Below are 20,852 nucleotides of genomic sequence, written 5' to 3' on the forward strand. Positions count from 1 at the left end.
CATGTTAGTATTATTTTACTTATAGTGAATGTTCTTTGAACACTCATCTAATGAACGGGGGTTTTACTGAAATGATGAATGATCAATTCCGAATTACTTGTTTAACTAAATAACATGCTATTTGTGTGGCATCTATCGGGATTGGTCTACCTGTTTCAATAAAACTATAAAGAAAATGGGGAGGGAATTCTTCTCTCTCTTTTTTGTTGGTAATTTTTGTAATTTTCAGGTTAGCCAAGCCTCTCCTGCTATAGTTGCTAGATAAAGTGCGAGATATTTATTAGAAAGGAGCTTCAAATTGAATAAAAATAACGGTACAAATTATGAATATTTAGCTGATGATCCTAATTTTAAGGTTATGCCGATCATGTTATCGTTAATTATTGGTGCTTTTTTTGCCATTCTAAACGAAACGTTATTAAATATCGCTTTAACCACATTAATGGGGGAATTTCATGTATCTTTACCAACCGTTCAGTGGATGGCTACAGGATTTATGCTTGTTATGGGAATCGTTATTCCTGCCTCAGCTATATTATTACAATGGTTTTCAACACGGCAATTATTTCTAGGAACAATGCTTGTGTTTACGTTGGGAACAACAATATGTGCATTAGCACCAACCTTTCCGATCTTATTAACGGGAAGGCTTATTCAAGCAGCTGGTACAGGTTTATTAATGCCAGTCATTTTCAACGTATTTTTACTTGTGTTTCCTCCACATAGACGTGGAAAGGTGATGGGGCTTGTCGGTCTGGTTATTATGTTTGCGCCAGCAATAGGGCCAACATTGTCAGGGATCATCGTAGAATATCTCGGATGGCGTTTCTTATTTATTTGTGTCATTCCATTTGCTTTATTTTCTGTTGCATTTGCTTATAGATATTTAGTAAATGTATCAGAAGTTACTAAACCAAAAGTTGACGTACGATCACTTGTGTATTCAACAATTGGTTTTGGTTCACTAGTTTATGGATTTAGCTCAGCAGGAAAAGGAGAGGCTGGCTTTTTAAGTCCTAATGTCTACACATTTATTATCCTTGGTGTAATAGGAATCACGTTCTTCTCATTAAGACAATTTAAATTAAAAGATCCAGTCATGGATTTACGTGTTTTTAAATATCCGATGTTTACACATGGAATATTGATGTTTCTAATCATTATGATGACTATGTTTTCGTCAGAAATCATATTACCTGTGTTCATGCAAGGCCCGTTAGCATTATCAGCGGCTACAGCTGGCTTATTACTTTTACCTGGAAGCATTCTGAATGGACTTATGTCACCTGTTATGGGGCATCTATTTGATAAATTCGGTCCAAGATTATTAATGATACCTGCTTCGATTGTATTAAGTGGAACAATGTTTATGATGAGTAGACTTCATGCTGATACAGAACCATGGATGATTATTATTGGGTATATTCTATTGATGCTTACGGTATCAGCTATTATGATGCCTGCTGAAACAAACGGTTTAAATCAACTTCCAAAACGATTATATCCGCATGGTACCTCAGTAATGACGACCTTACAGCCAGTAGCAGGTGCCATCGGTGTTTCTGTCTTCATTAGCATTTTAAATGCAAGACAAAATCATTTTTTAGGTCAATCTAAAAACCCAGATGACCCAGGTACAATTAGTGATGCAATGGTAGCTGGAGTAGAGCTAGTCTATTTCATTGCTTTTGCTATTTCAATTATTGCCGTTATCTTGGCTTTTCTAGTATACCGTGCCGTTCCAAGAGATCAGGATAAACAAGAATTAGAACAGCCTGAAGAGAATTAAATCATTAGCGAGGCTGGGACAAAACACAACTTCTTTACTCAAAATACGAATAATCTGGTTATCAATAGGAGTATCATCGCCGCACCGTGAAAACATACGCGCTTTCCGCAGGCATGGCCTCAGCTAACTTGGTAAAGAAAAACACATTACCACGTGGATCTTCAGACTCGTGCTGTTCCCGCCGGACTCTCGCTTATTTTAGGTACTAAATGAATGATCCTAATCAAAAAAACGAACAATAATTAATTTCAACTAATTAGGTGTTCGTTTTTTATTGTTTCTTTATTTTTTTATCAGTCTTTTTTTAATGTAGGAGGTTGAAAAATTACTTTGACAGATAGAGTAATTTATCGTATGATTACTCTATCAGATAGAATAGTTGTAAAATAAGGAAGTGTGATAATGATAAGAAGTGATATTATTCGTGGTCACTTGGAATCGATAATTTTACGTTTAGTCTGTGAAGAGGATCGCTATGGCTATGAAATATCGAAAGAGATCAGTTCCAGAACAGATAACAGATTTCAAATAAAGGAAGCTACTTTATATGCAGTTTTTCAGCGACTGGAAAAAAAGGATCTAATTGAGTCCTATTTTGGGAGTGTTTCCCGAGGTGGAAAACGAAAGTATTACCGCATAACGACTCTTGGAAAAGCTTATTTAAAAGAAACTGTTCAAGAATGGAAGGAAACAAAGGAAATTATTGATTTATTTATGGAGGGATTAAATTGAAAGAAATTATTGGATATGTTGAGGAATTATTTAAAAACATTCCTGAAAGTGAACAAAAAAACGCAGTTATGCAAGAAATAACCCAAAACCTTGAAGAAAAGGTCTGGGATTTGATGGAACAAGGAAAGGCAGAGGAGGATGCGATAAATAAAGCTATTGTTGATTTTGGGGATATTGAAGATTTAAAGCAAGAATTAAGCGCAAAACAACCTGTGAAGAGGAATTTGCCTAAGCTTAATTTATGGTATTCCATATGGAGTAGTCTTCTGATTATTTCCTTGTTCGTATTTATTAACTTTTACTACACACCAGATATCATTTGGTTTGTATATCCAACATTTGCAGTACTTTGGTGGCCGCTAACAATGTACTTTTCTTGGAAGCGTAAAAAGTGAGGAGGAACACAATGTGAAAAAAATTGATTTGGCTTTTTTAGTTACAGGCTCAGTAATGACAATTATTTTTCTATTTATTGTAAATATGTTAACAAGTGTAGAACATATTTGGTTTATGTACCCAGCCGTTGTAATGTTAGTTTTCCCGTTAGGGTTGTATTGCTATAAGCAGAAGAAACAGACGTTATTTGCTATTATTACTAGTACATTACTATTAATTCTTCTCATCATTGAGAACATAAGAAGTACTCCTACGTATCCATGGGTTTCGTATACAGTTATTCCGTTGGTTTACTGGCCGATTCTTGTGTTCTTAGGGGCTAAAGCCAAGACATTACGAGTTGCAGTTGTTGGTAGTGGCGTTGCTATTCTTTATTATTTTTTACTAAACGTAATAGTCTCTCCGCATACTCCTTGGGTTATATTTCCCGCCTTTGCTGTATTATGGTGGCCGCTATCTGTGTATCATGTGAGAAGAAGTACGTATTTTACTTTTTCACTCCATGCGTCATTACTTCTTTGTTTATTTTTTATAATGGTAAATATTATTTACTCACCAGGTACCATTTGGGCCATTTATCCGATTTTCGCCATTCTTTGGTGGCCATTAAGCCTGTATTTTTTTGTATATAAACGGAATACGGAATCATGAATCAAGCGTGTAAACAGCCGCTGAATGGTGCTTCAATACAGCAACAAATAGTTTAGAACTAGAAAAGCAGGATGGATTCGAATGTTACCAAAACATTTCGAATGATAGTTCTGCTTTTTTTTACTGAAATTCTTTGTTCCAGTTCTTTTTGTTTGGATATAGCGATTGGTAACCTGTATTTAGAATTTAAATATGCTGTTAATTAATTTTTCTATTGACTCTAACGTTACGTTATACTTTATAGTAAGTTTACAGGGAGGTTAACAGCTATGAAAGTAAAGGAAGTAGCTGATTTGGTTGGGATTAGTGTGCGCACACTACATCATTATGATGAAATTGGGCTATTGACTCCCGAACAAACAACCGAATCAGGATATCGCATTTATTCAGAGAATGATCTAGAACGTTTGCAGCAGATTTTATTTTTTAAGGAACTTGATTTTTCTTTGAAGAAAATTAAAGAAATTATTGACAGCCCTTCTTTTAATCAAGCTGAGGCCTTAGAGATGCATCGCAAAATGCTGCTTGATAAAAGGAGGCGAATCAATACAATGATTGGAACGATTGATAAAACATTAAAGTATAAAAAAGGAGAGATTGTAATGAGTAATCAAGAAAAATTTGCCGGATTTGACTTTAGTCATAATCCTTATGAACAGGAAGCGCGAGAGCGTTGGGGGGATAAAGCAGTTAATAAATCGAATGCAAAACTTAATAGCTTCACAAAAGCTGAAAAAAAAGAGTTTGAGGAAACGTTCCATGCGATTTATCGTAAATTAGCCGAAGTTCGTCATGAAGATCCTGCCTCTGAAATTGCTCAAGAACGAATTGCTGAATGGTATCAATTCTTAAATCGTATAGGAACGTATTCACTAGAAGCTTTTAAAGGACTAGGCCAACTATATGTAGATGATGAACGTTTCACAAAAAATATCGATCAATATGGTAATGGTTTAGCTGTATTCATGCGAGATGCGATGACTGCCTATGCTGATAATCTTCAATAAATAGAAGGAGGCAGGAATGCTTCAGTCTCTTTTCGGTTAATCATGCTGAAGTTTTTACGAACAGTTTATTATCTATAGAGCTATGTGCTTATTCCCTTGCAGTCGTTATGGTAGTTCTAAAGGCTACTTTATGTAATAGGATTGCTACTATATTACCAAAATTCTGATTTTTATATACAATTAGAGAGTGACAGTGTATAGTAAAATGTAGATAGATTATTATAAAAGGAGTAGTGATAAAACAATGAAAAAGTTATTGCTGGGTAGTTCCATTCTTACCATGCTTCTTTTCTCGTCTATTTCAGCATCGGCAGCAGTGTCACCAGATTCCGGTGTGAATGGGTGTAAAGCGGGGAGTAAACACCATTGTAAGCGATATGAACTATAGATTTATGTTGATGAGCCTGTAGCTTGGAGCTACGGGTTCTTTTTATTCAAGTGGATAAATATGGGCGTGTTGAGCCGCGGCCAGCTTCAGCGACCAGAAACGATGCGACTTCACGAATCGCTCTAATCTAAGTCATTATTGGCTCGGAAGCTCACCATGATTCTTTCTCTCGCTCCAGTCGCTACGTTTCTAATCGGGCGCTTTGCTTTTATTCGTATAAAGAGTCGCAGGATTGACGAAAAAGCAAGCGTAAAAAAAGCTGTGCCGATTGTTTTTTATTGGGCACAGCTTTAATTGTTTTGTGTGCTATTTCTGCACTCTTTGAATATAGATTGTTACTACTATAATTGTAGAACAGCTTTATTAATATCTTCTGCAAGGGTTATAGCGGATATGATCGCAACCCCATCCGCTCCCGCTTGGATAACAGAAGCTGCATTGTCTGTAGTGATACCACCTATACCCACAATTGGCAGGGAGGGATAAGCTTGTTTAATATCTTTTATCCAATTCGGTCCAATCGCTGATTTAGCATCCTCTTTTGTTGTAGTAGAAAATATTGGCCCCACTCCTAAATAGTCAACAGAGGAAATGGGACTATTTACTAATTCTGTTTTATTTGATACAGAAAGGCCGACCCATTTATTTGGAAAACGCCTACGTAATTCCAGAGCAGATACATCATCCTGACCAACATGGATACCATCTGCATCTAATATTTCAGCAAGTTCTATGTCATCGTTAACGAAGAAAGGTATACGATAGTTTTGACAGATATTCCGAAGTTGTTTTCCTAAAATAAATTTTTTATAACCAGTTAATGACCCGTTTCCTTTTTCTCTAAATTGAAATGCTGTTATACCAGCTTTTACTGCTTGTTCCAAAATATGCTTTGGATCGTTATGGCAGTTCTGACTACCCATAATAAAGTATTTTCTTAGAGCATCCTTTAGCTGCAAAGATTAATTAACTCCTTTCAATTGATCTAAGTCTTTGGAAAGGGCGTCTATAAATGCTGGTAAGAAGCTTCCAGGACCAAGCACATATTCTTGAGAAGCCGCGTGTTCAGCAGCAAGTCCATAAAACTGTACTGCTGCCAATGCCTTAGCTTCTAGAGCATGATTAGTTGTTAAGCATGCAGTTAGAATAGCTCCTAATAAGCAGCCTGCACCAGTAATTTTTTCTAGCCATACATGACCAGTCGTGTTGTGAATTATTTTCCCTTCACTGTAAATTACATCCGTCTCACCAGTAACTACAGCAGTTGTATGATAGGCTTTGGCAACTTTAACGGCAATTTCTTCTAGATTACCGTCCCCAATTGACTCAACACCTTTTGTTTTCCAAGGGATCTCCACAAGCTGTGCCATTTCGCCAGCATTACCTTTGATTGCGGTAAACTGTACTTCGTGTAGCAAATGCTTTACAGCTTCTTGGCGAAAGGTTGTAGCCGCTACGCCAACTGGGTCAAGTACGACAGGGATACCTTTTTTATTTGCGGCTATTCCTGCTAGTTTCATAGCTGATAGCTCGTTTAAAGTTGTTGTACCAATATTAATAAGTACACCATTCGCAGCGGTAGCCATTTCTTTAGCCTCTTGTTCTGCTTTTGCCATTATCGGTGCTCCACCAAAGGCTAACAGACCATTAGCTGTAAAATTCATGACTACTTCATTGGTTAAGTTATGGATCAATGGTTTTTGTTCTCTAACTGCTTGAATAATGGATTGTGTCATTGTTCCACCCTTTCTTTGCGTACCGCCCAATGATTTGTAGGTCCGTTACCGGCACCAAGTGAAAAGGAGTATTGAATAGCAGCTGTTACATACTGTTTCGCCTGCTTTACAGCTTCGTAAAGTGGTAGACCTTTACTTAGATGAGCAGTAATTGCCGCTGAATACGTACAACCTGTACCATGTGTATTCTTTGTTTGAAACCGCTCTGCTTCGAACGTGTAAAGCTTATTCCCATCATATAAATAGTCGACGGCTTTACCTTGCAGGTGGCCACCTTTAACAAGTGCTGCGCGTGCTCCAAAGCTTTTGACGATCTCGAAAGCCGCTTCTTGCAAATCACTTGTATTATCAATAGATTGTCCTGTAATATACTGTGCTTCAGGAATATTAGGAGTAACTACAGTCGCTAATGGTAATAGCTGCTGTTTGAGAAACGATCGAGCATCTTCCGATATTAATGGATCGCCACTAGTTGCAACCATGACAGGGTCCATGACATAGTTCACAACTGATTTGGACAAGTGCTCTGCAATAACCTGCATCATATCTTTGTTCGCAATCATACCTGTTTTTATGCTATGCACAGGCATATCTGATATAACTGAGTTTAGTTGCTCATTTATCATCGTAACAGGTAGATGGTGTACGTTTTGCACACCGGTTGTATTTTGTGCCACAACAGAGGTGATTACAGACATTCCATATACGGTTAGTTCTTGAAATGTTTTTAGGTCTGCCTGTATGCCAGCACCGCCACTCGGATCTGTTCCAGCAATAGTCAGCGCGCAAGGTATGCTAGCCATTAGCTGTTCACCTTTTCTGCGTTTGGCCATGATTCACATGTGTAGGCCATTTCCCAGAATTTAAGCTCCAGCTGGCAGCTTTTTCGAAAAGCTTCTCTAATGAGATCTTTTTCATCCTTGGCAGCATTTTCTGCAAGTATATCCAACCGTTTTCTCAATTCAAAGGTGGTATTATCTACATCACCACTTGCATAGAAACTAATCCAATCGTAAAAAGGGTGATCTTTATTAGGATTATACTGCTCCATTAATTCCCTACCAATTTCTAAGTATGTCCAAGGGCATGGAAGTAGAGCTCCTAGTATCTCACTAGACGTTCCCATTTGTGCATGATACATCATATGTTTAATGTAATGATCTGCAGTAGGTGGCAAAGGGTGTCCTTGTAAGGACGCATAGTCCACACCGATATGATTGCAGAAGTTATGATGTGGGTGGATTTCATCGTTTAATATAAAATTTATTTGATCAAAGAAATAAGCAATATCATCACGTTTCTTTGATTTGGATAGCGCTATTCCATAAATTTGCATAAAGGCATTTAAGTATTCAAAGTCCGCTTTAATATAATGTGCGAGCGCATCTTTAGAAATCTCGCCAGTCCCTATCCCCTGAACAAAGGGATGATTAAAAATAAGCTGGAAAATATCATTGTTTTCTTCTCTTAATTGATCAGTGAAATTCATATTTAGCCTCCTTCTATTATGGGAAGCCACTAGAGGTGTAAAAGTAGATAAATAGAGGATAATAATATGTTCCCCACTACTTTCCTGCGCTGGTATTATCCAGATCAGGTTCAAAGGGACAAAGGAAAAGTCCTTATCTCAGCAACAAAGCGCCCCTAGTAGTTTCCTTGTACGCGTATCGTATCTTCTTGCTTTACTCGTAATAAAATGAACCAGCCAATAAATGCGCCAGTTATGCTACTTACCAAAAACGATGGCATGAAAATGAAAGCGCCAGCAGCACTGTCCATAAACAATTTAGCAAATGGAACCGCTATGAATGATCCGATAATACCAGTACCAATGCTTTCTCCGATCACAGCCCACAGCTTTCTACCAAACCACTGATAAAAAAGCCCAGCAAGGAAAGCACCAACCATTGCTCCCGGAAAAGCAAGTAATGTACCAATCCCCAGCATATTTCGTAAAATTCCAATCATAAAAGCTATGACTACGGCTGGACCAGGTCCCAGTATTACTGCCGCCATTACATTTACTGCGTGCTGCACTGGATACGCTTTAGCAATTCCAGCAGGAAACCATAAGAATTGTGCTCCTAATGTTCCAATTGCTACGAAAATTGCCATCAATGTTAATACGTGCGTTCTTCTCACTTATTCCCTCCTTTCTATAAAAAGTGAGCATAGGACAACAATAGGAATTACCGACAATATGCGGTATAGCTTACGTCCTACACGCCTCTCCCCAGTAGCTATGGATGCTAAAGGTAGACAGCAAAGCATAATATACATCCACTCTGTTCTTATGAAAAAAACCAGATCCTCCATGGACCTGGCTTTGTGTAAGAAAATAGAAAGACGTTGCGTCTACTACTTCCCTCCGCTGGTATTAACCAGATCAGGTCCATAAGAGTTAGAAACGTCACGTGTTTCCTCTCAGCCCACATATTGGGCACCCCTAGTAGTTAAGTAACTTGTGAATTTAATTATGCTTTCAGCAACTAACAGAATCAAGCATAACAAATATATTGTTATTTGTCATGGGAAAAAAGGAATATAGCGTCTACCATTTAAAGCGCCTTTTTTTAATAGGCTTATTTGATAGGTTATCATCTATTATTTTATTTATGTTTATATGATAATGGTGGAATTAGTGATCCATAGAAATAAATGCCCTTACAGCTTAGTAAATGTAGCATATGGTAAATAGAAATTTATTATAGAAAGGATGAATCTAATTGGCACTTACTCCTTCTAAAATTAAACAAGTACTTCTAAATTTAATAAATGAACAAGTTCAAATTACTACTGCTTTTGGAATGGTAACGGGAACAGTTGATCAGGTTAAGAATGATTATACTGTCATTATCGAGGGATCTGGCGACCAAGTTTTGGTGAGACTGTATAAAATTGAGCTTATTAGTGAGCTATAAAGGAGGAATATAGATGTTCCAAATAAATCTTTTTGCCGAACTTTTAACGCGTATAGGCTCTGATGCTGAAATAGCTACTGATAATAATTTAATAGAAGGTACGCTTCTAAAGGTAACTTCACAATTGGTAATCGTTAACGATAATAGTGGTTATGGGCCTCAAGAAATATATATAGCATTTAATGCTATTAATTTTGTACGATTTTCTTAAGAATAATAAAGTTAGGTTTTGTTGGTTTAACAGTATTACTTTTGATTAAAAAGTATAACTTCTCGATTTGAAGGAGTTATACTTTTTTTAGTTATGCACCGTGCATGGATGAAAACTTGGCGTTGAAAGTCTGCTACAAGCTTGGCAGTAGGAACTGTTAGCGCATGGAAATGGCTATCGTGTGGTAGTGACTGAAAGAAGCTGGGCGTAAACTTCTGAACTGACGAACAGAAACTAGACAGAAGGTTTGATTAGTTCAGATAAGTCTGCGACATAAGACAAAGTCCAATACTGCCCATACAGTAAATTTAGCAGTTATATCGGAGGAAAGTTTTCATTCTAACAGGTAGAGATCTTATGAGGGGGCTGTGAGAGTTATAGGATAACGAGCCGATACAACCAAGATGGTGTATCTGATCTGTTAGAGAGGATTCTTTCAAGAAATAATCTCAATTAAGCTTATCTTCAAGTAGTCAGAAATAAAGGTACAACAGGGGGGGCGGGTATGTTGTGTGATCAGATGTATAGGTAAAAGTTATGGTATTGAGCATTAGGGAAATGGCAGAACGAGAGTCTGTCAGGTGAATATTATGGAAACGAAACCATTGAACCACTGAGGAAGTATCGAAAGTGTATAGAAGTCATCAAACTGAGGGGAAGTCATTTACTCAGGATCAGTTCGGAAGAAACCTGTTTACTGTCCGTTCGGTAGAGGGACAGATCCTTATAATACCATGGTGAAGAAAGAGTAGTTTAAGTATCTACAGGATGGTAATAATACAGATTGTCCATGATGTTCCTGTAACAAATCAGTTATAAGGAAATCTCTATCTTCATTACAATAAGGTCTAAGAAGAATTCATAGTAAAGTAGACCAACTGAATTCGGCTCAAATAGGTTAATGACGTTTTTGGTGTTTTTTTATTAGAGGGGACTTGGTACTGAAAAATCAGCATATAATTTCTGAAACAGGCGGAGTAGATTGCCTGTTTCAGAGAATATTTAGATAAACAAAAATTCTTAGAGTTTAGGGGGAAAAAGAACGTATTACATGATTTTAAATTGAATGACTAATAAAGAAGAAACAATTGTTTTAAATTGACCAATAATAACCACACTTAAATAATCCCATTGCGATTTTGGTTTTAACTCTTGTAATGGCGTGGTTTTAATTTTAATAATCATCGGTACCCAAGTTTGAAAATAAATATTTATATGAATGATATGATTAACCAGCGAATATAAATAAAATTAGACACTAATTATTCATACTTTCTAAGACTGGTTGGTATTTGAATTTTCCCTATAAATATTTGTTCTCGTTGTTTATTTTACTAATTTCCTTACTAATTTGATTGGTAATTAATAATGCTTTTATTCCTTCATTTCCTGATACAGAAGGTTCTCTTTTGACCTTAATACAGTTTATGAAATCAGTTAGCTGTACTTGTAGTGGATGTATAGAATCATCCACCTTAATAGTTTTGGTGAGAATAGAGCTTCGTATGTTGATTTCTTTTTTTAATAAATTGACGTCTATAAAAGCATCTTCGGTGAGAATTTGTATGGTTCTAATTTTATTTTTAGATTTAAAACTAGCTGACAGCTTTACGATTGTCTCTTGTGAAGACTTGGCAATGACCACAGCATGCTTAATTGTACCGTCAATTATTTTTCCTAACGCCTTAACTTCCATGAGTTTATCCTTAAGAATCTCTTGCAAAATATAAAGGTCATGGATCATTAAATCCTCTACAACATCGATATTTTTAATTCTTTTATGGTAGGGGCTCATACGCTGAAATTCAATGCCAATTATTTTTTTATTTTCTAATACCTTTAGAAGTTCCTGAATTACGGGATTAAAAAGCTCAATGTGGCCAACTTGAAGTATGACCCCTGATTTTAAAGATTTATAAAGCAAATCTTTTGCTTGTTCTACTGTACTGGTCATAGGTTTTTCTAATAACATGTGTACTTTATTATCAATACACTTTAAACCAATATCATAATGAAACTTAGTTGGGACAGCTATACTAACAGCGTCAACTTCTTTTAAGAGATTATCCAATGATGGGAAAGGCTTCATATTGTATTTTTTAGCAATTTCATTTCTTTTCGTTTCATCTATATCATATATACCTATTAGTTGGCAGTGATGATACATAGACGAATACGTTCGTATATGATTTTCTCCCATATTACCAGTTCCAATTACACCAACTCTCATATAATTCTCCTCACTTTGAATACGAATTATTTACATGTTATGCATTAGCTAGAAAGTGAGGTAGACTGTCATAACGACAAATTTTAAAATTGGCAATTGGCCTGTGCGCGAATGATAGGAAGGAGTGTCAACATGATCAAATTGCTCTTAATTGCAGAAGACACTTCTAAATTGATCAATAGGAATTTTTATTATTTAGAGCAGGAACTTAAAAATATGGTACATTTAACATTATGGAGACAGTCTGGACACATTGACTATATATTAAGGAAACTAGAAACTAGACCCGATTTTATAGTACTTTTAAATGATATTGATCGACATATGTCACCAAAGATAAACGGCCTTGCTCATATTGATATACCAACTGGTTTATTTGTAAATGATGTCCATCGCTTTATAAGCCTTAGACGAAATTTTATTAATAAAAATAATATAGATTACTTGTTTTCTATCATTAGAGATAAATTTTTAACATTATATCCTGAATTTCAAGATAAAATGGAATGGTTTCCGCATTTCGTCAATATAGATGTATGTAAAGACTATAAGTTAAAAAAAGATATCAACTTACTACTGATGGGAGCTGTAAGTGATACGTATCCCTTAAGGCAAAAAATCATAAAGACGTATGAGGGGAATGCTGATTTTATTTATCACAGGCATCCAGGTTATCAAAGTTTCAGAGAAAAAGAACAAGAAAAGATGATGGAGCACAATTATGCAAAAGAGTTGAACAGATCCAAGCTATTTTTTACTTGCCCATCTAGACATAATTATCCAGTTCTGAAATATTTTGAAGCACTTGCTTGTAAAACATTGCTATTAGCCCCTACCTTTAAAGAATTAGAAGATATAGGTTTTACTCCAGGAGTACATTTTGTAGCAATCGATGAAATTAATTTTGAAGAAAAGGCAGCATATTTTTTAGCTCATGAAACGGAACGGAAACAAATAATTGAACAAGGATACCGGTTTATTCATCAACACCATACTGTTCAACACCGAGCACAGCAATTAGTTAAGAAAATAGAAAAGATACTTCAATCACAATAATGGGAGGTTTTTGTTTGTCTTCTATACCTGAAAGCACGCAGATTGGTCATCATGTTACAATTGAGGATGACGTCACAGTTGGAGAGAATGTTGTAATTGGCCATAACTCTGTGATCTTAGAGGGAACAAAAATTGATAACAATGTAACGATTGGCTGTAATTGTGTTCTTGGTATCAAGCCAGCTATTAACCAAAGAATGCGGAAAACGTCGAATATTACCGAGTTAGTAATTAAAGCTGGTACACGGATTGGTCATCTAGTATCTATCTACGCTGGTACTCAAGTTGGCGAAGAGGTATTCATTGGTGATCATGCGAGTATCAGAGAAAATACGATAGTCGGTGATAAAACGGTTATCGGTAGAGCAGCGATAGTTGAACTAAATACACAAATTGGAGACTCTTGTACCATTCAAACAATGGCATATATTACAGGGGATACCATAATAGAAGATAATGTATTTGTTGGTCCCTGTGTATCAATGTCTAATGATAAGTATATGGGAGCGCAAAGTTATAGCTTAAAGGGACCTTTTATTAAAAATGGTGCCAAAATTGGAAATAATGCATCATTACTACCGGGGGTCAATATTGGAAACAACACGATAGTCGGTGCAGGTTCTGTTGTTACAAAGCATTTAGAAAATGGTGTAATAGCCGTAGGCATACCCGCAAAAATAATAGGTTTATCAGAAGAGAGTTGATTTAGATGGATACAAAGCAGATAGAAGATATTATGGTTTTGATGCACAATCAATTCGAAGCAGTTGGGAAGAGAATTGGTAATGAATTTCTAATTCCAATAACTTTACTAGAAAAAGGCTACGGTGTTGAAAAAGAGTGGCTAGAAACAGATAATTTGTTGAAAATTTTCATTACGAAGGCTCGTTATTTAGAAATAGATCAATATGATTATCAAGGTAATTACTTACATTATGACAGAAATCGTGTAGAGAATTGGAATGTCGAATTTATTAATGGTATTCCCAAAACAATTTACACGTATGGAAAATATTTTAATCCGTCTACAATTGCTCAATATGGCCTGCAACATTATAGCATTTATTTAAAAGAGAAGAAATTAGCAAGTAAGCAAAAATTTTTAAAAGTAGCTGATTGGTTTATGCATCATCAAGACGAACAAGGAGGGTGGCCGTATCAATTTGATCTTCACTATTACCCTGATAGGTTAAATAAAATCAAGTCTCCATGGTATTCTGCGATTGGATTAGGTATGGCTATGTCTGTTTTATCTAGGGCTACTGCGCTTACCAAAGATAAAAAGTATGAGCAATGTGCATTAAAAGCCACTAAAATGTTTGAAATTCCTTCAAATAACAATGGGGTGCTAGCTAAGTTTGAAGACAAGTACATGTTTTATGAAGAATGTCCAACAGATCCACCTAGTTTTATTTTGAATGGCTTCATGTTTGCATTAATTGGGTTATATGATCTTTCTAAACAAAGTGGCGATGTGGAAACAAAAAAATTATATCAAGAAGGAATTGTTTCGCTAAAAAGAATGTTACCTTTATATGATTTGGGTTCACGCACTGCTTATGATTTAACGCATTATACAACGGATGGAGGTTATCCAAATGTAGCAAAGTGGGGGTATCATATTACCCATATCCATTTATTAGCTGCATTAAACTCGATAGAGAAGGACGCAAAAATGAACGAAGCATTACAAAGATGGAAAGGCTATTTAGACGGAAAAGTGTCTACTGTATAATTCAAATAAAAGTATACAAATGAATTATTCTCTAAATAGGAAAGAATGTTATAGAAGCTCGATTCTAGGTAGGCTTGTACATCGCAGTGCTCCCCCTATTATGAGATGCGTAAGACAATAGGGGCAGTGCGTCTGTGTTTTCCCCTAAGTTGGGGATATCAAGGGGCTCTGGAATGAAAGATCATCGTTAATCCCGCATATAACTGGCAGTAAAATCCCCACTTCAAGCAATAGTGAAATCGATATGGATAAGTGTGGGATCAACTGCCAGTAAATGTCCGATTGGTTCCAGTGCCTTTAGGTCATACCCTTGTGGTACTAACAATCAGTGGGGGAAAACAAAAACCCCCAACTGATTGAAGTTTTACTTTTATTGTATCTGTATATTTAGTCTCATTTTCTCAGGTTTCTATTTTAAATTAAAAGTCATTCATTAAAATATGGTGAATAGCGTAGGCTGCTTTTCCGTCACCAAACCGTGGAGGAGAATGATTAGGAGTCTTTAGATTCCTGACATTATTTACTATTTGTTTCGTATTATATCCTGCTAGCTGATTCCAGCCGGTCTGTACAGTTTCAATCCACTCTGTTTCCTGCCTTAATGTAATACACGGAATTTGTAGCATATAGGCTTCTTTTTGTAAACCACCAGAATCAGTTAGAACTGCTGTTGCTTGAGCAGTTAATGCTAACATATCAAAATAATGTAATGGTTCTACTGTTTTGATATGAGGTAAATCAATTAATTCATTTAACTTATACTGTTTAATTTTACTTTTAGTTCTAGGGTGTAATGGAAGGACTACTGTTTTAGCTAATTGTTGAAATGCAGTTAGTATTTGTTTTAAATGTTCGGGTTGATCGGTATTCTCTGCTCGATGAACAGTGGCAAGATAATAATTATTATTTGTAAGTGATAAATCTTCTAAAATGGTAGATTGTTGGATAGCATGATCTTTAAAGTAAAGAATAGAATCATACATAATATCTCCCGTTAAATAAACACCTCTGTTGATGCCTTCGTGTTCTAAATTATCAATAGCAGTTTGCGTTGGACAAAATAGCAATGTTGATAAATGGTCTGTAATCACTCTATTAATCTCTTCAGGCATTTTTTTATTAAAACTACGTAAACCAGCCTCAACATGAGCTAAGGGAATATGGAGTTTTGCTGCAGCGATGCTTCCTGCAAGGGTTGAATTCGTATCTCCATATACAAGTACAATATCAGGCTTAACAGACATCATAATCTTTTCTAATTCTAATAGCATTTTAGAAGTTTGTTCACCGTGAGAGCCAGAACCTATACCTAAATAATAATCTGGTTTAGCAAGCTTTAATTGGTCAAAAAAGATGGTAGACATATTATCATCATAATGTTGACCTGTGTGTACCATGATCTCTTTTATTTTGGATTGGGAATTGATCGCTTTAGATAACATAGATGCTTTGATAAACTGTGGCCTTGCGCCTACTATAGTTAAAATGTGCATTTCTTTCTCCTTTCTATATAAGGCTTTCAGTATAAAATTATGATTTTTATATCCTTATCGCTAGTCTGCACATGATTTGAAAAGTAAAAAAATAGAATAAAAGAGTTAGATATCTAAAACAACTTTAATACAGGAAAGGGGCATGAAAAATTGTCTAAAAAGGTATGCATGCTAGTTGCAGAACACCCATTTTTAGATTCTAGAATATTTAAACGGGAAGCCAAAAGTTTAAGAAATTTAGGTTATGATGTGACATTAATTGTTCCTAGAAAGGATGGATATTTGTTTGACATAGATGGTACTCCTATAAAAGATAAATTTACTTCTTCATCATTTATTTATGAAGGAATTAAGATAGTCACTTATTCATTTGAAGAAAGTAGAGCACCATTAAGCAAAGTCGTAGCTCCCGTATCTAAGTGGGAACAAGGGTTCAGTAACCCATTAACAGAACTTGGTATACAACAAAATGCAGACGTTTATCATGCTCATGAGTATTTATCGCTTTTTGCTGGGATTGGTGTAAAAAGGTTATTAAAGCAAAGGAATAAAGAAGTAAAGTTAATTTATGATAGTCATGAATTAACACCAGACCCTTTCGATCCTAAAAACCATGAGAGTCATCGCAATAACTTGAAAGAGAAGCTTTTAATTATGCTGAAAGAAGTTGATCAAATCATTACCATTTCACATTCGATAAAGTCTTGGTTTCTTTCCCAAGATCCCACATTTTCTGTAGAGGTCATATATAACTCGCATCCATTGGTTAAAGAATTTCAGCCAAAGGACTTTACCGGAAATGGTCTGATTACCTGTTACGAAGGTAACATTGATTATAAAAGGGGAAGTAAGGATAAAATAATACAAATTACAGAAAAATGTGCTGATTCCATCGAATTTCAATTTAAAATTATAGGTGGAACGAGGTTTGGTGATACATTTAAACTTCCCAATCATTTAAAGGATAAAATTAAATTAACTGGGTGGGTAGATTATTATTCTATTACACAACATATGAAAGATGTAGAAGTAGGTTGGATTGATTATGAAGATTTACATGAATCACTTAATCGTTCCTATGCGATGCCGAATAAATTCTTTAGTTATTTAAATAATGGTGTTCCTATTGTAGTAAACCGCTCCCATGAGATGGAATCTTTTTTACGAACCCATCGATGTGGTTTAGTAATTAATAAAAGAGATGCTACTGCTACAGATTATGCTGAAGCTATGCTATATTTAGCCAATAATAAGAAGGTATTGAAACAAATGAGTCTAAACGCTAGAAAAGTAATGGAAGAAACGTATTGCTGGGAGAAAATGGAGAACCGATTAGATAATGTATATCATGAGTTACTCAATAACTAGCGTAAAGCTCTTTTTTAGTTCGTTTCAGTGACCTGCTGTTTTACCCAATTTATCGTTAATGCAATTCCATCCTTAAAGTCAGTTTTATTATAGGAGCCAATCAAGCTCTGCAATTTTTTCATTGATCCCCTATGGCTGGTAACATCGGCTTTTCGATTTGGTTTTCTAAGGATCTCTCCTTGATAATTCATTTCATCAATGATCGTCTCCATTATATATTCAATCGATAACTGTTGGTCTGTTGTAATATTTACAGAATCTCCTGGAGGAATTACGGAATATAGTGTTGTCACGATATCGACAGTATCTTTCACATATATATAATCTCTTGTTTGTTGACCACTGCCATGAATTTCAGGAATTTCATTAGAAAGTATTTTTCTAATCGTTGTAGGAATAACCCCAGCTAGAGGTCCTGTGAAATTTTGTCTAGGCCCGTAATTATTAAATGGCCGAACAATAAATGCGTCTAGATCAAACATGGTTACGTAAGACTGTAACATCAAATCAGCAGCAGCTTTTCCGGCGGCATAAGTTGTTGTAGGAGCTAAAGGATGATTTTCATCCATCGGTTGATACTGAGATGATCCAAATGCCTCTGATGATGAAAAATGACACAGTGTTTGAAATTTCTTTTTTCGTTGTAATTCTAATAAATTTTTCAAGACTATAACATTTGTTAAAAAGGCATTGGCTGGATTCATAAACGAATAGTTCAATGCTTTGGTTGCACAGTTAAAAACAATGTCAATGTCGTGTTCTTCCATAATATAGTTTAGAATTTCTTGGTTTTCGGCATTATCGATATAAAGCGTTGTATTATTCTTTTCCAGAGCAGAGGTTAAATTTTCTTTGTTTCCGGTAAAAAGATTATCTAAAATAATAATTTCTTTAGCTTTTTCTTCGATTAATTTATCTATTAAGTGACTTCCAATAAAGCCCGCTCCACCAATGACTAAAATAGTACTGTTTTTAAGTGACTGCCTTTTCATGTTGCCCTTCCCTTCCATGTTTCATTTAATAATTCAATCGTGACTGACCACCGTCTACACTAATTGTAGATCCAACGATCCACGAAGCTTTATTTGATGCAAGAAAAACAGCAGTATTTCCTATCTCCTCTGGTTTACCAAGTCTTCCTGCTGGTATGTTAGCTTGTGCATAATTGTCTAAGAAGTGTGGGTCGTTTTTAATTCGTCGTTTCCATTCCTTGTTGGGGTGGAAAATAGCACCTGGAGCAATACCATTAACACGAATATTATGTTTTATTACTTCAGAGCTAAACGATTTTGTGAAACTATTTAAAGCGGATTTTGAAGCGTTATAAGCTGGAACTCCCCCTGATTCCTTTCCGTAAATAGAAGAGATGTTTATAATTACTCCGGACCCCTCAGTAATCATGTGCTGACTTGCTAATTGACTTAAATGAACGGCAGCGATAAAGTTGAGATTCATCGCTTCATTAAATAGATTGGGGGGTGTTTCTAAAATACTTTTTCCATAGCTAGCCCCTGCATTATTAACAAGAACATCTATTGTATTAAAATCGTTTATAAAATCAGATATTAATTGTTCTCTTTGCTGATTATTTGCGATATCTTTTGTATAAATCTTGACACCAAGTTCCTTTTTCACTGCTTCTAGTTCTAACTTATTTCTAGCTACAATACCCACCTTGGCCCCTTCCTTTAGGAAGGCTTCTGCTATTGCTTTACCAATTCCTTTAGTTCCACCAGTAACAAGTACTTTCTTACCTTGTAATTGTAAATCCATAAGGTATCCTCCAATATTTCATGTAGCGGTGAAAAATACATCACATATTTCAATTATATGTATGAATATTTTATTTAGAGTGTTAATACTTTATTAAGTAGAAAGAAGGACTATATTCAATTCAGACAGTAAAGATAGGGGGATTTTTTTTGAATCAAAAGGTATGTATGTTGCTATGTTACCTTCCTTTTCTAGATTCACGTATATTTGAATGTGAGGCCAAAAGCCTTTTAAATCATGGTTTTGATGTTACGATTATTGCACCACGAAAAGACGGTCTGCTATTTCATGTCGATGGAAAACCATTTTCCAAGCAATTTCGTGATGAGGTTTTTTATTATCAAGGCATTAAAGTTGTTACCTATGATAGTGAAAAAAGATCCGTTAATTATTTATCTGATCCTCTTTATCAATTAGGATTGAAAGAGAATGCAGATTTCTATCATGCCCATGAGTTGAATTCATTTACATATGGTAAAGAAATTAAGTGTGCTTTAAGACAGCAGAATAGTAAAAAGGTTAAATTAATATATGACAGCAGACAAATAATTCCAGACCCATTCTCTTTAAAAATTAATGCTGAAACAAAGCAAAGATGGATGAGGACACTCCGAGATAATTTAAAAGAGGTTGATTACATTGTTACAGTATCTGAATCGATTAAATCCTGGTACTTATCTATAGATCCATTGCTATCCATAGAGGTCGTGTATAATGCGCCATCATTAACACCAAATATCAAGAAAAAAAATGGGTCTAATCATTCACTTGTGGTAGCACATGAAGGAAATATATCAAAAGAAACCTTTGAGAAAATAAAAGCAATAACGGATTTTTACAATGAAGATATTGATATTCACTTTAAGATCATTGGTGGTCCAAGATACGGGGAGACACTTTCCATACCAAAACATTTACAATCAAGGATAGAGCTATTTGGTTGGATTAATTATCATGATCTACCGAAAGCCATGGAGGATGTAGATATTGGGTTAATAGATCTTGATCCATCACATTCACTTAATAATGCCTTTACCATGCCTGCTAAATTATTTAGTTATTTAAACAATGGCATCCCTGTTATAGGAAATAAATGTAGTGATCTAGAGAAATTTATTAGAACGTATTATTGTGGAATGGTAATTAATAAACGAAATTCTAGCTATTTGGATTATATAGATGCGATACAATATTTGCACCAATATCCGAATGAATGGCAGATAATGAGTAAGAATGCAAGAAACGTTATGCAAGAAACCTATAGCTGGAGTCATATGGAAAAACGTTTATTGGCGGTTTATCAATCCTTAGTTGGAAACCGACAACCGTATTTTCTGTTATAGAATGAATTGAGGCTATTATTGGG

23 protein-coding genes and 2 riboswitches are annotated in these 20,852 nt (G+C 35.4%); of the genes, 13 read left to right on the forward strand and 10 right to left on the reverse strand.

The genetic code is table 11. The annotated features are described in order from the left end of the window. Positions 1-82: 82 nt before the first annotated feature. Positions 83-238 (reverse strand): hypothetical protein, encoded by a 156-nt coding sequence (locus RVS70_RS06265; RefSeq protein ID WP_321132756.1) that lies wholly within the window; start codon positions 236-238, stop codon positions 83-85. 120 nt (positions 239-358) lie between these two features. On the opposite strand from RVS70_RS06265, the gene RVS70_RS06270 reads away from it, so the two are divergent. The 6 genes from RVS70_RS06270 to RVS70_RS06295 all read left to right on the forward strand — a co-directional run bounded on the left by RVS70_RS06270 (position 359) and on the right by RVS70_RS06295 (position 4,963). Continuing rightward, a complete protein-coding gene (locus RVS70_RS06270) occupies positions 359-1,789 on the forward strand; it encodes an MDR family MFS transporter (RefSeq protein WP_121605845.1) in 1,431 nt (476 codons plus the stop codon). Positions 1,790-2,191: 402 nt separating this feature from the next. Then, a complete protein-coding gene (locus RVS70_RS06275; protein WP_026682462.1) occupies positions 2,192-2,521 on the forward strand; it encodes a PadR family transcriptional regulator in 330 nt (109 codons plus the stop codon). Beyond that, positions 2,518-2,916: a permease prefix domain 1-containing protein gene (locus RVS70_RS06280; RefSeq protein WP_321132757.1), complete on the forward strand. Its 399-nt coding sequence runs from the start codon at positions 2,518-2,520 to the stop codon at positions 2,914-2,916. The genes RVS70_RS06275 and RVS70_RS06280 overlap by 4 nt, the downstream gene beginning before the upstream one ends. 13 nt (positions 2,917-2,929) lie before the next feature. Continuing rightward, entirely contained in the window at positions 2,930-3,568 is a 639-nt protein-coding gene (locus RVS70_RS06285; protein ID WP_240455821.1) for a hypothetical protein, read from the forward strand. Positions 3,569-3,837: 269 nt separating this feature from the next. After that, the gene (locus tag RVS70_RS06290) at positions 3,838-4,575 is read left to right on the forward strand and encodes a MerR family transcriptional regulator (RefSeq protein ID WP_121604426.1); all 738 of its coding nucleotides are present in this window, start codon (positions 3,838-3,840) and stop codon (positions 4,573-4,575) included. 244 nt (positions 4,576-4,819) lie between these two features. Then, on the forward strand, positions 4,820-4,963 hold the full coding sequence (locus tag RVS70_RS06295) for a hypothetical protein (RefSeq protein WP_161629286.1): 144 nt from the start codon (positions 4,820-4,822) through the stop codon (positions 4,961-4,963). 341 nt (positions 4,964-5,304) lie between these two features. On the opposite strand, the gene thiE is transcribed toward RVS70_RS06295, so the two are convergent. From thiE to thiW, 5 genes are all read right to left on the reverse strand, one after another. Further along, positions 5,305-5,922 carry a thiamine phosphate synthase gene (gene thiE, locus RVS70_RS06300; RefSeq protein WP_318279843.1) on the reverse strand — a complete coding sequence of 206 codons (618 nt, stop codon included), beginning with the start codon at positions 5,920-5,922 and terminating at the stop codon, positions 5,305-5,307. Between the two features lie 3 nt (positions 5,923-5,925). Next, positions 5,926-6,699: a hydroxyethylthiazole kinase gene (gene thiM / locus RVS70_RS06305; RefSeq protein WP_026682466.1), complete on the reverse strand. Its 774-nt coding sequence runs from the start codon at positions 6,697-6,699 to the stop codon at positions 5,926-5,928. Beyond that, a complete protein-coding gene (thiD, locus tag RVS70_RS06310) occupies positions 6,696-7,502 on the reverse strand; it encodes a bifunctional hydroxymethylpyrimidine kinase/phosphomethylpyrimidine kinase (protein ID WP_121604428.1) in 807 nt (268 codons plus the stop codon). The genes thiM and thiD overlap by 4 nt, the downstream gene beginning before the upstream one ends. Further along, entirely contained in the window at positions 7,502-8,188 is a 687-nt protein-coding gene (gene tenA / locus RVS70_RS06315) for a thiaminase II (RefSeq protein ID WP_026682468.1), read from the reverse strand. Before tenA ends, thiD begins: the two co-directional genes overlap by 1 nt. A gap of 64 nt (positions 8,189-8,252) precedes the next feature. Further along, positions 8,253-8,355, reverse strand: a riboswitch (TPP riboswitch). Beyond that, positions 8,344-8,841 carry an energy coupling factor transporter S component ThiW gene (gene thiW, locus RVS70_RS06320; protein WP_026682469.1) on the reverse strand — a complete coding sequence of 166 codons (498 nt, stop codon included), beginning with the start codon at positions 8,839-8,841 and terminating at the stop codon, positions 8,344-8,346. Its footprint overlaps the riboswitch before it by 12 nt. Positions 8,842-9,045: 204 nt before the next feature. Then, positions 9,046-9,157: riboswitch (TPP riboswitch) on the reverse strand. Between the two features lie 268 nt (positions 9,158-9,425). Between thiW and RVS70_RS06325 the strand changes: the two genes are divergently transcribed. Both RVS70_RS06325 and RVS70_RS06330 read left to right on the forward strand, forming a co-directional pair. Then, positions 9,426-9,620 carry a DUF2642 domain-containing protein gene (locus tag RVS70_RS06325; protein WP_121604429.1) on the forward strand — a complete coding sequence of 65 codons (195 nt, stop codon included), beginning with the start codon at positions 9,426-9,428 and terminating at the stop codon, positions 9,618-9,620. A 13-nt stretch (positions 9,621-9,633) separates the two neighbouring features. Continuing rightward, complete coding sequence (locus RVS70_RS06330; RefSeq protein WP_121604430.1) at positions 9,634-9,831, forward strand: hypothetical protein; 198 nt, start codon at positions 9,634-9,636, stop codon at positions 9,829-9,831. A 1,303-nt stretch (positions 9,832-11,134) separates the two neighbouring features. On the opposite strand, the gene RVS70_RS06335 is transcribed toward RVS70_RS06330, so the two are convergent. Continuing rightward, on the reverse strand, positions 11,135-12,061 hold the full coding sequence (locus RVS70_RS06335; protein WP_321132758.1) for a Gfo/Idh/MocA family oxidoreductase: 927 nt from the start codon (positions 12,059-12,061) through the stop codon (positions 11,135-11,137). 132 nt (positions 12,062-12,193) lie between these two features. Here RVS70_RS06335 and RVS70_RS06340 point away from each other — a divergent pair, with 132 nt between their 5' ends. The 3 genes from RVS70_RS06340 to RVS70_RS06350 are packed head-to-tail and all read left to right on the forward strand — an operon-like array spanning position 12,194 to position 14,852. Continuing rightward, the gene (locus RVS70_RS06340; RefSeq protein ID WP_121604432.1) at positions 12,194-13,117 is read left to right on the forward strand and encodes a glycosyltransferase; all 924 of its coding nucleotides are present in this window, start codon (positions 12,194-12,196) and stop codon (positions 13,115-13,117) included. 14 nt (positions 13,118-13,131) lie between these two features. After that, positions 13,132-13,821, forward strand: a complete 690-nt coding sequence (locus RVS70_RS06345; RefSeq protein WP_240455822.1) for an acyltransferase — start codon at positions 13,132-13,134, stop codon at positions 13,819-13,821. A gap of 5 nt (positions 13,822-13,826) precedes the next feature. Further along, positions 13,827-14,852 (forward strand): D-glucuronyl C5-epimerase family protein, encoded by a 1,026-nt coding sequence (locus RVS70_RS06350; RefSeq protein WP_321132759.1) that lies wholly within the window; start codon positions 13,827-13,829, stop codon positions 14,850-14,852. A gap of 419 nt (positions 14,853-15,271) precedes the next feature. Here the strand turns inward: RVS70_RS06350 and wecB are convergent, their stop codons facing one another. Continuing rightward, the gene (gene wecB / locus RVS70_RS06355) at positions 15,272-16,345 is read right to left on the reverse strand and encodes a non-hydrolyzing UDP-N-acetylglucosamine 2-epimerase (RefSeq protein ID WP_121604435.1); all 1,074 of its coding nucleotides are present in this window, start codon (positions 16,343-16,345) and stop codon (positions 15,272-15,274) included. Positions 16,346-16,495: 150 nt separating this feature from the next. Here wecB and RVS70_RS06360 point away from each other — a divergent pair, with 150 nt between their 5' ends. Continuing rightward, a complete protein-coding gene (locus RVS70_RS06360) occupies positions 16,496-17,713 on the forward strand; it encodes a glycosyltransferase (protein ID WP_240455823.1) in 1,218 nt (405 codons plus the stop codon). A 14-nt stretch (positions 17,714-17,727) separates the two neighbouring features. On the opposite strand, the gene RVS70_RS06365 is transcribed toward RVS70_RS06360, so the two are convergent. After that, positions 17,728-18,705: a dTDP-glucose 4,6-dehydratase gene (locus tag RVS70_RS06365; protein ID WP_121604436.1), complete on the reverse strand. Its 978-nt coding sequence runs from the start codon at positions 18,703-18,705 to the stop codon at positions 17,728-17,730. Positions 18,706-18,730: 25 nt separating this feature from the next. Beyond that, on the reverse strand, positions 18,731-19,486 hold the full coding sequence (locus RVS70_RS06370) for an SDR family NAD(P)-dependent oxidoreductase (RefSeq protein ID WP_121604437.1): 756 nt from the start codon (positions 19,484-19,486) through the stop codon (positions 18,731-18,733). 149 nt (positions 19,487-19,635) lie between these two features. On the opposite strand from RVS70_RS06370, the gene RVS70_RS06375 reads away from it, so the two are divergent. Continuing rightward, on the forward strand, positions 19,636-20,829 hold the full coding sequence (locus tag RVS70_RS06375; protein WP_121604438.1) for a glycosyltransferase: 1,194 nt from the start codon (positions 19,636-19,638) through the stop codon (positions 20,827-20,829). The last annotated feature ends 23 nt before the right edge of the window (positions 20,830-20,852 follow it).

The sequence above is a fragment of the Virgibacillus sp. M23 genome, from assembly GCF_034190895.1.
In the GTDB taxonomy this organism is placed as follows: domain Bacteria; phylum Bacillota; class Bacilli; order Bacillales; family Amphibacillaceae; genus Virgibacillus; species Virgibacillus salarius.